Origin of the sequence: Paenibacillus sp. OAE614 (genome assembly GCF_040546645.1) — a bacterium.
Lineage (GTDB): Bacteria > Bacillota > Bacilli > Paenibacillales > Paenibacillaceae > Paenibacillus_AQ > Paenibacillus_AQ favisporus.
Genome location: NZ_JBEPOD010000001.1, coordinates 3,659,168 through 3,672,117 on the forward strand (window position 1 = coordinate 3,659,168; position 12,950 = coordinate 3,672,117).

A 12,950-nucleotide genomic window follows, 5' to 3' on the forward strand; every position below is an offset into this window, starting at 1 on the left:
CAATCAACGGTTTAATGACTATGAGTCATCTCCCAGTTTAGCAACTTTCCTTAGAATCCACCTCTATATTATCCAAATCATCTGTTTCGCGGTAGGCACCCGGTGTGATCCCTGTATACTTTTTGAAAACTTTGGTGAAATAATGTTTATTTTCAAACCCCGCCCGCCGACCGACCTCGCTTACGGAAAGATGCCGATGCGTCCTCAGCAATTTCTGCGCTTCCTTGATCCGAAATGCGTTCAAATAATTAACAAACGTGTCTCCTGTCACCTTCTTGAACAGGCTGCTGATGTAATTCGGATGAAGGTTCATCAAATCGGCAAGGTGATCCAAGGAAAGATCGTTCATAAAATTCGTTTGCGTATAAGCAAGAATACGTTTCGTGTGCCGTTCACAGTCGGAATCGGCTTCGGAAGGCAGCTCTTCATCGATAAGTGCCAGCAGCTTAGCAATTTCGTCTTTGTCCAGCGGTTTAAGTAAATAATCCACGACACCGCTGCGCAGTGCTCTTCTTACGTATTCAAATTCGTCATAGCCAGTCAGAATAATAAACCGCTTACACAGTCCGTTCCCTTTCGCCTCCTCCATCAACTCGAAACCGTTTTTTTCCGGCATATGAAGATCCGTCACCGTGACATCCGGCATAAAACCCTTCATGACTTCAAGAGCCTCAAAAGCGTTGCCTGCCTCTCGCACCTCAGTACCGAGCGGAGCCGCGTCCTTGATGACCTTGACTAATCCCTCAAGAATAATCGGCTCATCATCTACAATCAATAGTTTCATCGTTAACCGCCGCCCCTTTCGTTATGATGATTGTGAGACATGTTCCTAGTCCCTGCTCACTATCAAGAACCAGCCGTGAAGCACCGCCGAAAAAGGACTTCACCCGTTCGCTGACGTTAATCAGGCCAACACCACCGCCCTCGGTCTCTCTGCTGGAATACTTGTCACTATCCCCCATGAGCAGTGTACGGAGCCTTGACATCTTGTCCTCCGGCATGCCTGCCCCACTGTCAGATATGGAGATCCGAACTTCGTCAGCCGTTTCATACGCACGCAGCCTGATATGGACGGGCCGAAGTGTTGCTGCAGCTCCGTGGACGATGCTGTTCTCGATCAAGGGCTGGAGCATGAACCGGGGACAATCGATCCGATCTGCATCCACATCGATGTCCAGCTCGTAGCTCAGTCTGTTTCGGAGCCGCATCTTGTGAATCTTAAGATAGAAGATGACCGTCTCGATTTCCTGGGCGAGAACCGTATGATCCTCCTTGGAGGACAAGCTGTAACGCATCAGCTTCCCGAACCAAAAGGAAATATCGGCTACCTCCTTATCGTTATTGGACTCGGCCAGCATTCTGATCGTTTCGAGCGTATTATAAAGAAAATGCGGTTTGATTTGAGCCTGAAGCACTTTATAGGCCGCTTCTTTATTTCGCAGCTCGGCCCGGTGGACATTGTTAATCAATTCGTCCATCCGCTGAATCATCGAATTGTAAGTCATGATCAGAAAGCCAATCTCATCCTGACGGTTCGGACTGTCGTGCTTGCTGATGTACGGTCTCATATTGTTGTCGTCCAGGTTACGCATGTGTCTAGCCAGGCGAAGAATGCGCTTGGTGATTGTGGAAGCGAGTACATAATACGCTAGCGACAATGCCGCCAAAAAAACGATGACGGTTGAGATCAGAATCATCTCCTTGCGCTTGATCGCGTGAAACACGACGTCTACCTTTCCAATCACAACAACTCTGACCCCAAGCTCCTCAAAGGAGAGCTGATTCACGATCGTTTTCCGGTTAATGAAATAGGGCTTATTGTCACTTCCGCCGAGCAGTTTGAGCGTCTCCTCATCCACTCCGGAAGCCGTGTCCTCAGTTGCCTTCTCACCAAACGGTAACAGGATCGCTTCCCAATCACCTTCTATGCCGATAGCCTTGTAAAATTTCTGCATCAGACTGCCGCCAATGCGCAGCTCTAGAAGCCCGACAATTTCGGTAAACTCAGGGTTATAAATGTTCTGATAAAAAGCAAGCCGCGGTTCCTGAGCTTCCGGACCTTGGACAATCCATCCTCCTTGACCGGGTTTTAATGAACTTGCTATCTTCTTGCCCTGTGCATCAAGAGATGACATATCGAGAAACCGGTCGGTAATTCGAAGCGCTTGTTTCTTGGTTTTATAGATTCGAAGCGACTCGATTTCCGGATTGGCAAATAGCGACTGTGTCATGATCGGACTGATATAACGGTTGTAGGCATAAATGCTGTCAGCGTCGGATCCATAAACTCCGCCCAGGTAGTCCGTGACATACGGGTTATATTGCAGCAAGCGATGGACGGATTCGATGCGGGTCAGATCCGCTTTCATATTTGCCTTGGCCTGCTCCAGGATCTTTTGCCGGCTTTCTACGAATTGCTGGGTCAGATTGCCGTATATTTGTACGTAGTAGTAATATCCAAACGTAACGACCGGGATAAAGACAAAGAAAATATATCCGATAATAATTTTGCGCACGATACTCACGGTCTTGAATCCCCCCGCTGCCGGTTTATTTCTACTAAACGTACCATGAGCAAGCAAAATCCGGTAGAGATTTTACGTCCCTACCGGTTTAATGGCATCGTGTTACTCAAACAAACTTTTCTTCTTCTGGTATGTCTCATTTGCCCAATCTACAAGCTCCTGCAAGCCCATACTCTCGGCGGTCTTCACCATGTTCTCGTAGTTGGCAACCGCCTCTTCTTCGGATTTCGCCAGGTAAATCTTGACCTTCTCATTCTTGATCATCTCGTCGATCTTGGTCTTGAGCGTTCTTTCTTTGGAATCCGGCTGCGTTTGAATAAGACCGATCGCCGGCTTGTAAGTCGTAATAGCCTTAGTCTCCATTAAAGCCTGTGTCTTCTGCGTTCCCGGAACATAGGACAGCATGCCTTCGGTGACCCCATCATTATACAGGTACCACCATTTTATTCCATTGCCGTTAACGAAATCGGCATCGGACGGATCGTATTTCAGATTTGGATAACCCGCTTCATTCCATGTCCAATGTTCGCCTTCGACACCAAACATGGTCAGTTTTTTGCCTTCGTCGCTTGCCAGGTACTGAATAAACTTGATGGATGCTTCCGGATCCTTATTTTTCTTCGTGATGAACGTACCGGCAAATCCCAGGCCCGTACTCACGGCTTTGGCATCCTTCGACAAAGCGCTCGGAAGCATTTTCAGCGTAAAGGCGCCCCCGTTACTCTTGATTTTATTGTTGTCCGCTTCCGCCGCGGAAACGGTATAACCGTGAGCAAAGGCTTTGCCGCTTGTCACGTATTGATCGTCAATCTGGTCATTCGCAAAAGCAAAATTTTCCGCGAGAATGAATCCATTGCGATATAAGCTGTTCATAAACTTGAAATACTCCAACATCTTCGGCTGTCTGATCGCATAATCGACTTTTCCGTCTCGCTCATACCAGCCGTCGATGAGAGCTTCCGTGCCGAACTGCTGCATAAAGTACTGCTCAATCCAATTCTTATCCAGGACCAGTGGGACCATATCGGGATGCTTCTTCTTGACCATGCCTAAAACCTTTACGAAATCGTCCAGCGATTGGATCGGCGGATTGCCGAGTTCCTTCAGAATATCTTCCCGGACGGCAAGGCCGGGATTGCCGTCGCTGCCAATCGAATATTTACTTTGAGCCATCTCCTCTTGCGTCGCGAAGGAATTTCGCACCGTATAGAAGTTGCCGTCGTCCATCGTATGGATCGCAATTCTCGTTTTATCGATTTTGAAATCCGGGGCATATTTCTCGATCAGCTCATTCCAGGGATAGGACAGCTTCGAATCCGACATCCGATCAATGTTAGCATTCGTGAAGACGAGGTCCGGCAAATCTCCGGAGGCAATCATCAGCGGCAGCTGCTTATCGTCCGTTGCGACAGTTACGTTCAGCTTGACACCTGTCTTTTCGGTGATTTTCTCTGCTACCGGGCCTTTCCATTCCTTAACCGGATACCATGGCTCATCGATAAACAGCGACAATTCCTTCACGCCGCCTGATGCTGCCGACGAATTACCGTCCTGCTTCGCGGCCGAGCCCTCGCCGTTACCGTTGCCGCCGCAGGCGGACAGCATTGTAAAGGCAAGCACCGCAGACAGTGCCGCAGCGAGCAACTTATAGCTCTTGATTGTTTTCAAGTGTACCCCTCCAATGGATATACTGGTATTTTAATGTAAGCGGTTAAATATAGAAACAAAGATTTACCCTTTCACAGATCCTAACATAATTCCATGCACAAAATATTTTTGCAAAAACGGGTATACGCATATGATCGGCACGATGGAGATAACCATCGCCGTCACCTGCAGCGAGAAACTCGTCACTCCGGCCGAAGCCGAGGCGCTGTTTGCTACAGCGATGGAATCCAGCGGCGTGTTGCTCTTGTTGATCACTTCCATCATCCGGAAGGTAAGCGTCCGCAAGTTTTCCGATTGCACGAAATAGGCGGAGTCCAGCCATGAATTCCATTGGCCAACACCCATAAATAACGCCATCGTGGCGAGTACCGGCGTCGAGACCGGCAGGATGATCCGAAAAAAGATCTTGAGTTCGCCAGCGCCGTCGATATGCGCAGATTCTTTTAGTTCGCCCGGGATTTCGCGGAAGAACGAGATGGCAATGAGCAGGAAAAACGTGTTGAGCATGGACGGCACGATGTACACTGCAAATGAATTAAGCAATCCGATCGAGCGCAGCACAACATAATAAGGAATCAATCCGCCGGAAAAGTACATCGCGAAAATGATGACCGTAAAATACGTTTTGCTGAACAACAAATCACGGTGCGAAAGGGCGTAAGCGACCAGGCTTGTCAGCAGCAGTCCCAATGCCGTACCCGAAATCGTCCGGGCAACCGTGACCAAAAAGGCTCGATACCACTTCGGATCTTCCAGAAAAATTTTGTAATTTTCCAGAGTTACGTTTCGGGGCCACAAATATACGCCACCCAGGAGCGTATCGGAGCCTTTGTTGAACGAGGCGATGAATACATAATAGAATGGATACAGCATGATGAGCATCAATATAAACAACATGATGTAAATAAAGCTATCAAAAATAACATCCTTCTGTCTTTGGCTCTTAAGCACCACCAGCCCTCCTTTTTAGAATAAGCTTGATCCCGACACCCGCTTGGCGATAAAGTTACTTGAAAAAATCAAAATGACCGAGATAACAGACTGAATGAGATCGATTGCTGCCGCGTAGGAAAATCGCCCGTCACTCAGACCAACCTTGAATGCGTACGTCTGGACAATTTCCGATGTCGGATTGTTGATACTGTTACCGTATAAGTAGGCTTGTTCGAAGTTGGAGCCAACCAGGCCGCCTCCGAGAATACTGCCAATGGTTAAAACCAGCACAACGACGATGGTCCCCTTCATTCCCGGCAGTGTGATATGGCGGATGCGGGCCAGCCTCCCAGCCCCGTCGATCTCAGCGGCTTCATAAAGCGAAGGATTAATTCCCGTTATGGCAGCCAAGAAGATGATCGTCCACCAGCCCATTTCCTTCCAAATTGCACTACCGGCAGCAAGTCCCCAGAAATAGTTCGGACTCGTCAAAATGTTGAGCGGTTTGTCAATAAAACCTGCTTCGACCAGGGCCCTGTTTACCATGCCAACATCCGCGGACAGGAAGGCGTAGGATACGCCGACGACAACAACCCAGGAAATAAAATGCGGCAGGTAGCTGATCGTCTGCACGAATCGTTTGAACGCCATGTTTTTGACTTCGTTTAACAGGATCGCCAGCAGAATCGGAGCGGGAAAAGCAAAGATGACCTTCAGTAAGCTCAAAACAAGCGTGTTGCGAACAATCTTGGCAAACTGATAATCATGGATGAATTCATCGAAATATTTCAAACCGACCCACTCGCTGGTAAAGATCCCCTTGATGCCATTTGAAATACTGTAGTCTTTAAACGCCATAAGAATACCGAACATCGGCGTGTACGAGAAAATCAGCAGAAAGATCATACCCAGCCCTACAAATACATGCAGTACTTTTTGCTTTTTGAACCGCTTCCATAATTGGTGCTGCTGACTGCCATGATCCGCAGTTCTCGTAAACTGTGCATCCAAATCCATATGCGCTCCTCCTTTATTGCTAGTCTATCCTCTTGACCCATCTGCTCGTAAGCCAACAATCTTAAGAAAGCGTTGTCATTTTTTAATACTCGGCCCCCATTTATCATTAAAAGATCATACAAACCAAAAAGCAGTTCCGGAAAATGCTCGGAACTGCTTGCGTATTTTTTATGGGAAGCTGGTTCCCGGGCGGGCGGCTTACTCTAAAATAAACGAAGCCAGATCCGCGCTTCCGCTGCCTGTGTACGTAAAATATAGAGCCTGTATGCCATCCGGAATGACGAGATCCGTTGAATATTCCGTCCATATATTCGTGAAGTTAACGGGTATTTTTCCGAGAGCCGGGCCGTCCCAAGCCGTTTTAATTTCAAAGTTGCCCTGGCAATAACCACGCACCTTGATTTTCACCTTCCGGATTCCTTGGCAGTCGAAATACTTGAAACCAGCAGTAGCGGAGTCTGTCATGTTCGCGATGTATCCGATCTCTTCGTCTCCGTCTCTTCCCTCCTGCGTGATATTCGCAAAACGGCTGTCCATCCATGCCCCTGAGCGTCCGAAACCGCCTGTATACAATTCTTCGTCTTTACAGAACAGATTACATGCCAAGTAGGCGTGGTATTCACCGCGACCCACAAGCGGGCCGTCATTGGGACCGCAAGAGGTCATTTCCACTTGAGGAATCGTTCCAGCCTCCCGAATGACGATCGGTTCGATGCAGCCCTGCCGGCTAAAAGCCGTACCGTTGGTATGGCGATGATAAAAAATGAACCATTTTTCGTTAATTTCCACAATGCTGCCATGGTTATTACCGCCATAATACATCGGTTTATCCGCCGGTTTGTAGGAATCGATGTGAAGATCATTGTTGCTTATGATGACGCCCTGATAAATGAAGCCTTTTGTCGGAAATTTACTGGTGGCATAACATAATTCATGCATGACAATAGATGAATAGACAAGATAATAGGTATCACCCTTCTTACGGATGGAGGGAGCCTCAAAAAATTCATGCCCTTCAAACCCGCTTCCCGTACTGTAAGGTTCACTTGGGGCGACAAATACAGGTTCCTCCACAATGGTAAGCATATCTTCACCAAGCACCGTGGCCATTGCGCCATGTCTGGATTTATCCTTGGGTGCACAAAAGCCGGTATATAAGTAGGTCTTATTCCCTTCTGTCAACACACCCGGATCAAACTGGGGCTCGTCTCCTTCTCTTTCGCCCAAGCGTGTACCGTCCGCGTACCTTACATATCCGTAAAATGCATACCTTCCAGCAGGTGTATCGCTGACGGCAACTGAAACAACCGGAACCTTATCCAGGACATAATAAAGATAATAACGACCATCCGGTCCGACGGTGACGTCCGGCGCATAAAGACACATCCTGCCATCAGGATTTAGCGGGTCATCCGTTTTGGTGTAGATCACGCCCTCGTACCGCCAGTCGCCTAGATCATTCACGGGTGCCGACCAGCAAGCGTAGTCGTTTAAACAAAACACATGTCCGTTAAAGCGGTCATGCGAGCCAAATACATAAACTCTGTCGTTAAAAACGTATGGTTCTCCGTCAGGTATGTATTCCCACGATGGGAGATAGGGGTTTAGCCCTTGTTTTTTCATCATAAACGTTCACTCCTTTAAATATGCCTTCACGCTTCTTCATACGCCGAGCTGCCATCTTTAGCAAAGGAAAAACGGCGGTTGAGGCTGGAATCCTCTTCTAAGTCCAAATATACGGAATACGCTTCTTCCTCAACTCTGAATAGCGGTATGAATTTCGCTTGTTTGACCGGGTCATCGTCAAGGGCAAACTCCAGTTGCTTCTTTTCCGCCCTGACGAATCTTTCGTTGATATTTGCATTTGACATCCCTTGCAAAAGCGAACCTTGCCCGATCTGAGCCAGTAACACGGTGCCAAACATCACCGCCGCCAAACGGTCTGAACCTTGGAGCGGAACCAAATGCAGGGAAGCCTCTATTTCAATTTCGATCGTATCCTGATCCTGAAAAACACGTTGAATCCCGACGTACCCGTTTTCCCTGAGAAGCTCGATCGGAGCGGAATTGATTTTTACAGCTTTGACTGCTTTTTCCTTGAGCATTAGTTTGAAAGCTGACGGTTCGGCTGCATCAACCACGAGCGTGGACGTAAGCCCATCGGGGAATTCCGTATGCTGTGTGATTGTGACATGCTTTTCTTTCCAAACCACAGCAGATGGAATAAAGGCATTCATCAACAGAGCATCCCTGCTTTTAAACCAGATATTCTTCTGCAGCTCGCTCATTGCCTCGATGCCTGAGGCGGTACAACACCAGAAGGAATCGTACGGATCGCTGAATTTTTTGGTCGCGCAGCTGCCCATCGGCTGGTGGTATTGCGAAAGGCCCGTTTCATCGCTGGCGCTATTCAACACCGCATTGTATTTCAGCGATTCCATATGATCCAGATACTCAACCGCCCCGGACCATTCAAACAACCGCTTCAGAATCCTTTCCGTATTATGCGCGCAGCAACTCTCACTTTCGCCGCCGGTCAGTGCATCTGCCAGTTGTCCGTAGCCTCCCCAGTGCTCCGATTCTTCGGAAACTCCGCCTTGGATAAAATGGGTAGCCTTTGAGCTGTTGTTTCCATTGGCAAAAGTTCTTCCCTTTAAGTAATCATAAAAATTCAAGGCCGCTGTTCGATATTTCTCCTCGCCCGTAAGGTCAAACCGGTGCATTGCCGCTATAATCATCGGCAAGTGAGTGTTGGCGTGCAGATTTTCAAGCACATCCTTGCCGTCTGCAAGATGATCCAGGAAATAATCCCTGTCGAAGAGTTGGGCCAGCTCAAGTATTTTGGCATCGCCGGTAATGTCATACAAGGTGTACAGGGTATCGCCGATCCCTCCGTACTCATTTACAGGGTTCACCTTCGTACAACGGAGAATCCCATCGATTTTCCAGAAGGAGAGCTTTTCAAAACGTCCGTGAATGTAGTGGGCCAGGTTTACGGAAAGAGCCAGGGCTTTTTCACTGCCGAGATACGCATAGCAATCGACCAACCCCTGGATAATCTTGTGCAGGGTGTAGTACGGCGCCCATACATTTCGATTTTCCTCGAATTCGAGCGTATCGAGCTTCTCCTCTTCGAAAGCGCTCAAATATCCGTTAGGCTTAGCGCATAACTCCATCATTTCCACGATTTCGTAAGCTTTTGACTTCAGACCGTCATCCTGATCGGCAAAAGCGAATTTGGAACAAGCGGACAGATAATGCCCGACGAAATGTCCTCTGAGACCGCAATCTTCGCTTTCCCACCCGCCTAAAGGCTCCGCGTAGGACGGAAGCCCAGCATTCATTTTAAACGTGTGCAAAAGCCGGTTCATATCAAATTCAACAATATACTTTTTTACAAGTTGTCTGCGAAATGCAAAGGAACTGTCTGTCAACCTCACTTCATCAAGGCGAAAGTTGGTAAACAAACCGGTCACCTCTATTCCATCGAGTATGATCCATACCATATAAATGTATGAGACCCGGATTTTTATGGATAACACTACTCCTTTCCCTAAGGATGTGATTTAATATAATGATATTATTGTTGTTTTTGGATTATCTAGCATTTAATTACGTACTATCGTCACTATATTACGATTCTTAGGAGAGCCCAAATGTACGAGCACCGGTACCGAGAAAACAAGCTGCATGGGGTTCCCGGCTTCCCTCTGTATATATACAAGGTGGAGCATCAAGCCGGGGTCCGCACGATTCTGCCCGTCCATTGGCATAATGAGATGGAAATCATTTATTTGTCCAAGGGAACGGCCACATTCCGAATCGAAAGCCGGGAGTTTGCTATCCGTGAAGGAGAAGCGCTCGTCGTTCACCCGGGCGAACTCCATTCGGGAATTAACAATCAAGACATGGGGATATGCTATTACTCGATCGTATTTAAGTTATCCTGGTTGTCTTCGCTCCAAGCGGATCGAATCCAGGAGCTGTTCCTTGGGCCAATCCTGCTTGGGGAACTCCGACTTCCCGACTTATTATCGGTTTCAGGCGGCTCGCCTCCCGAATTGTTGGGCTATATAAAACAGATCCTTATTCGTTACGAAAACCGTTCACCCGCTTACGAGCTGAGCTTGAAGGGCCTTCTCCTTCAACTGATTGCAGATATGTGCCAGTTCGGAATGATGGAACAAAGTGAGGAGCAGCGAAACAACACCAGAAACGAATTTAACCAGCAAATTAAAAAAGTGCTGGCTTTTATGGAAGAGCATTCTCACGAAAAGCTAGCATTGGATCAGTTGGCTGGCGTAGTTTCTCTCAGTCGCTCCCATTTTTGCAAATTTTTCAAGACGCAGACCGGGATGCGGCCGATGGAATTTCTGAATTTTATCCGCATCAACAAAGCTGCTAACTTGCTGAGCACAGGATCGTACAATGTGCTTGAGGCTGCTCTGGAGTCTGGCTATCAGCATGTCAGTTATTTTTCCAAGTGGTTCAGGTTCTATATGAATATGACGCCTTCACAGTTTAAATCCTATTATTCCGGAATGTAGAACAGTAGGATGCTTTTTTCAACATTAGCCTTGAGTTCTTAGCCGCCGCGCCGGCACAATATGAGGAGAACTTCAAAAAGCCGCAATAATGCGGCTATTCAGAGGATATGTGCTTGTCTAAATTTACAGTGAAAATCTGCTGCTGGATGACCCTGAAATAAAAGTATCCCGTAAATGAAAGGATTTAATGGCACGTACAACTAAATGTTTCTTTGAAGTTTAACCTGACATTCAGAAGTTGTTGCAGTGACGTACTCCATATAATTCACAGAGCCGTTAAAGTTCAAATAAGCTTCGTAGCGCATGCGGATTGCGGGTAAGGTAATCAAATTCAGAACATTTTCTTTTGGAACCCACCTGCATTCGCTCGTCTCCTCAGACGTCGCTAACTCTCCTCCCACAGCTGTACACACGAAATCAAACATAACCTTCGTGGGAACATCGGTTACACCGTCATACCACTTATGGATCGCTGTATTTGAAACAACACTGATTAAATGGCTAACCGTGGCGTCTATTCCACTTTCCTCTTTGATTTCACGGATCACGCCATCCATCAGGTTTTCGCCAACTTCAGTGATTCCCCCAGGATACACCCAACCGTCGTCATGCGCTTTTACTAATAGGATATTTCCCTTTCCATCTTCTACAATACCGCCTGCAGATACTATATGTGTCGGAAACGCCAATTCAAGACCTCCTTAGCTTGATGATTTGTCTATGTATTCCTCTTTCTTCATGCACTTTCCTGCTTTGATCCATCATCTTTGCGGCATGCAAGCGTGAGACGTTCATGCAAATAAAAAGACAGCCGATCATAATGACGGCCGCCTTCAAACCTGCTTCATGATTAAATATGCTGATCGATTCCCAGAATCTCAAATGGATGGAAAATTTTCCGAAAGGCTCTGTGCCCTTTCTTGAGGCGGTACATCGAGGCTAATGTTACCCAGGTGTCAGTCTTCGATGGCCTGATAGACCATTGTCCAGAAGTCGTGAATAAGCCGTGCTGAATCCGGGGTAGACATCCCGACCTGGGTGAGAAGAATACCCGTGAGCTGGTTGTGCGGGTCGGCGTAGGTCGAGGTGCCGCTTCCGCCGTCCCAGCCGAATTGGCCGATGGGCGCGTAGTCACCACGGTAGGTGCGCACCGCCATCCCGAAGCCCCAGCCGCCGTGCTGCCCTTGACCGAATGACACGTGGACATTGTTGGTGGCCATGGCGTGTCGGGCGGCTTGCTGCTCGGGCGTAAGGCGGTTGGTGGTCATCAGCTCAACGGCGGGCCGGGACAGGATCCGTTGGTTCCCGTGCATCCCCTGATTCAGCAGCATCTGAAAGTACGCGTGGTAGTCATCAACAGTGGAACAAAGTCCACCTCCGCCGCCCTGGAACGCCGGAGGCTGGCTGTAGCGTCCCCCTTCGGCTTCGTCCCACACGTTGAACTCACCGGTCTGCGGGTTGGGGGCATAAAGGGGCGGCAGACGGTCGATCTTGTCGGCGGGCACATGGAAGCTGGTGTCTTTCATGCCGAGGGGATCGAAGATGCGTTCGCGCAGAAATGTCTCAAACGACTGGCCCGTGACCCTGGCTACGAGTACGCCGAGCAGATCGTTGCTGATGTGGTACTGCCAGCGCTCTCCGGGCTGGTGCATCAGCGGAAGCGCACCCAGGCGGCGCATCCACTCATCCGGCTCGGGCATCGGTTCCGGCAGATCTGGCGTGAGCCCCTGCTCGAAAATGGAGTTCATGATCGGCGTGCCCAGCGACGTCATATCCATACCAAGCCCGAATGTGGAGGTCAAAATGTCCCTTACGGTGATCGGACGCCGCGCCGGCACGGTATCGTCCAGCGGGCCGTCGGCTCTCTTCAGCACCCGCCGGTCGGCGAGTTCGGGCAGCCACGGATCTACCACATCGTCCAGCCGCAGCCTGCACTCGTCAAGCAAGACCATCGCCGCAGCCATCGTGACCGGCTTGGAAGTGGACGCCATCCGGAAGATCGTATCCCGGCGCATCGGTACGCCACCGTCATGGCGCATCGTGCCGATCGCTTCGACGTGCGTTTCACCGTTCCGGCTGACCAGGGCGACGAGCCCGGGAATTTTCCCCGTTTCAACATGCCGCGCCAGCACGTCGCGCATTCTTTGCAGCCCGGTTTCGGAAAAGCCGCTGCTGCTTTTTCCCGATATCATCTTTTCCATTTGGATGACCTCTCTTTACTTTTTATCAGCCCTATGATTCTCTCTTGTCATTCATGCTT

10 protein-coding genes are annotated in these 12,950 nt (G+C 48.8%); 1 reads left to right on the forward strand and 9 read right to left on the reverse strand.

Translation table 11 applies throughout. From position 1 onward, the window contains the following. Positions 1-37 precede the first annotated feature (37 nt). The 7 genes from ABIE48_RS16770 to ABIE48_RS16800 all read right to left on the reverse strand — a co-directional run bounded on the left by ABIE48_RS16770 (position 38) and on the right by ABIE48_RS16800 (position 9,619). The gene (locus ABIE48_RS16770; RefSeq protein WP_145018378.1) at positions 38-784 is read right to left on the reverse strand and encodes a response regulator transcription factor; all 747 of its coding nucleotides are present in this window, start codon (positions 782-784) and stop codon (positions 38-40) included. Next, positions 762-2,525, reverse strand: coding sequence for a sensor histidine kinase (locus ABIE48_RS16775; RefSeq protein ID WP_192713851.1), 1,764 nt, complete (start codon positions 2,523-2,525; stop codon positions 762-764). Before ABIE48_RS16775 ends, ABIE48_RS16770 begins: the two co-directional genes overlap by 23 nt. Positions 2,526-2,627: 102 nt before the next feature. Further along, on the reverse strand, positions 2,628-4,193 hold the full coding sequence (locus ABIE48_RS16780) for an extracellular solute-binding protein (protein WP_192713850.1): 1,566 nt from the start codon (positions 4,191-4,193) through the stop codon (positions 2,628-2,630). 63 nt (positions 4,194-4,256) lie between these two features. After that, positions 4,257-5,144, reverse strand: coding sequence for a carbohydrate ABC transporter permease (locus ABIE48_RS16785; protein WP_260869122.1), 888 nt, complete (start codon positions 5,142-5,144; stop codon positions 4,257-4,259). A 15-nt stretch (positions 5,145-5,159) separates the two neighbouring features. Beyond that, positions 5,160-6,143, reverse strand: a complete 984-nt coding sequence (locus tag ABIE48_RS16790) for an ABC transporter permease (RefSeq protein ID WP_192713849.1) — start codon at positions 6,141-6,143, stop codon at positions 5,160-5,162. 198 nt (positions 6,144-6,341) lie between these two features. After that, positions 6,342-7,766, reverse strand: coding sequence for a family 43 glycosylhydrolase (locus ABIE48_RS16795; protein ID WP_192715246.1), 1,425 nt, complete (start codon positions 7,764-7,766; stop codon positions 6,342-6,344). A gap of 29 nt (positions 7,767-7,795) precedes the next feature. Continuing rightward, positions 7,796-9,619: a beta-L-arabinofuranosidase domain-containing protein gene (locus tag ABIE48_RS16800; RefSeq protein WP_354520656.1), complete on the reverse strand. Its 1,824-nt coding sequence runs from the start codon at positions 9,617-9,619 to the stop codon at positions 7,796-7,798. 180 nt (positions 9,620-9,799) lie between these two features. Here ABIE48_RS16800 and ABIE48_RS16805 point away from each other — a divergent pair, with 180 nt between their 5' ends. Next, positions 9,800-10,690 (forward strand): AraC family transcriptional regulator, encoded by an 891-nt coding sequence (locus ABIE48_RS16805; RefSeq protein WP_192713847.1) that lies wholly within the window; start codon positions 9,800-9,802, stop codon positions 10,688-10,690. Positions 10,691-10,890: 200 nt separating this feature from the next. On the opposite strand, the gene ABIE48_RS16810 is transcribed toward ABIE48_RS16805, so the two are convergent. Beyond that, positions 10,891-11,379 carry an NUDIX hydrolase gene (locus ABIE48_RS16810; RefSeq protein ID WP_145159274.1) on the reverse strand — a complete coding sequence of 163 codons (489 nt, stop codon included), beginning with the start codon at positions 11,377-11,379 and terminating at the stop codon, positions 10,891-10,893. Between the two features lie 267 nt (positions 11,380-11,646). Further along, entirely contained in the window at positions 11,647-12,891 is a 1,245-nt protein-coding gene (locus ABIE48_RS16815) for a serine hydrolase domain-containing protein (protein WP_483312656.1), read from the reverse strand. Positions 12,892-12,950: the final 59 nt, after the last annotated feature.

Bases quoted from the DNA above. Each gene is read 5' to 3' on its own strand.
- ABIE48_RS16770 (WP_145018378.1), bottom strand. From the start codon at position 784: ATGAAACTATTGATTGTAGATGATGAGCCGATTATTCTTGAGGGATTA.
- ABIE48_RS16790 (WP_192713849.1), bottom strand. From the start codon at position 6,143: ATGGATTTGGATGCACAGTTTACGAGAACTGCGGATCATGGCAGTCAG.
- ABIE48_RS16795 (WP_192715246.1), bottom strand. From the start codon at position 7,766: ATGAAAAAACAAGGGCTAAACCCCTATCTCCCATCGTGGGAATACATA.
- ABIE48_RS16805 (WP_192713847.1), top strand. From the start codon at position 9,800: ATGTACGAGCACCGGTACCGAGAAAACAAGCTGCATGGGGTTCCCGGC.
- ABIE48_RS16815 (WP_483312656.1), bottom strand. From the start codon at position 12,891: ATGGAAAAGATGATATCGGGAAAAAGCAGCAGCGGCTTTTCCGAAACC.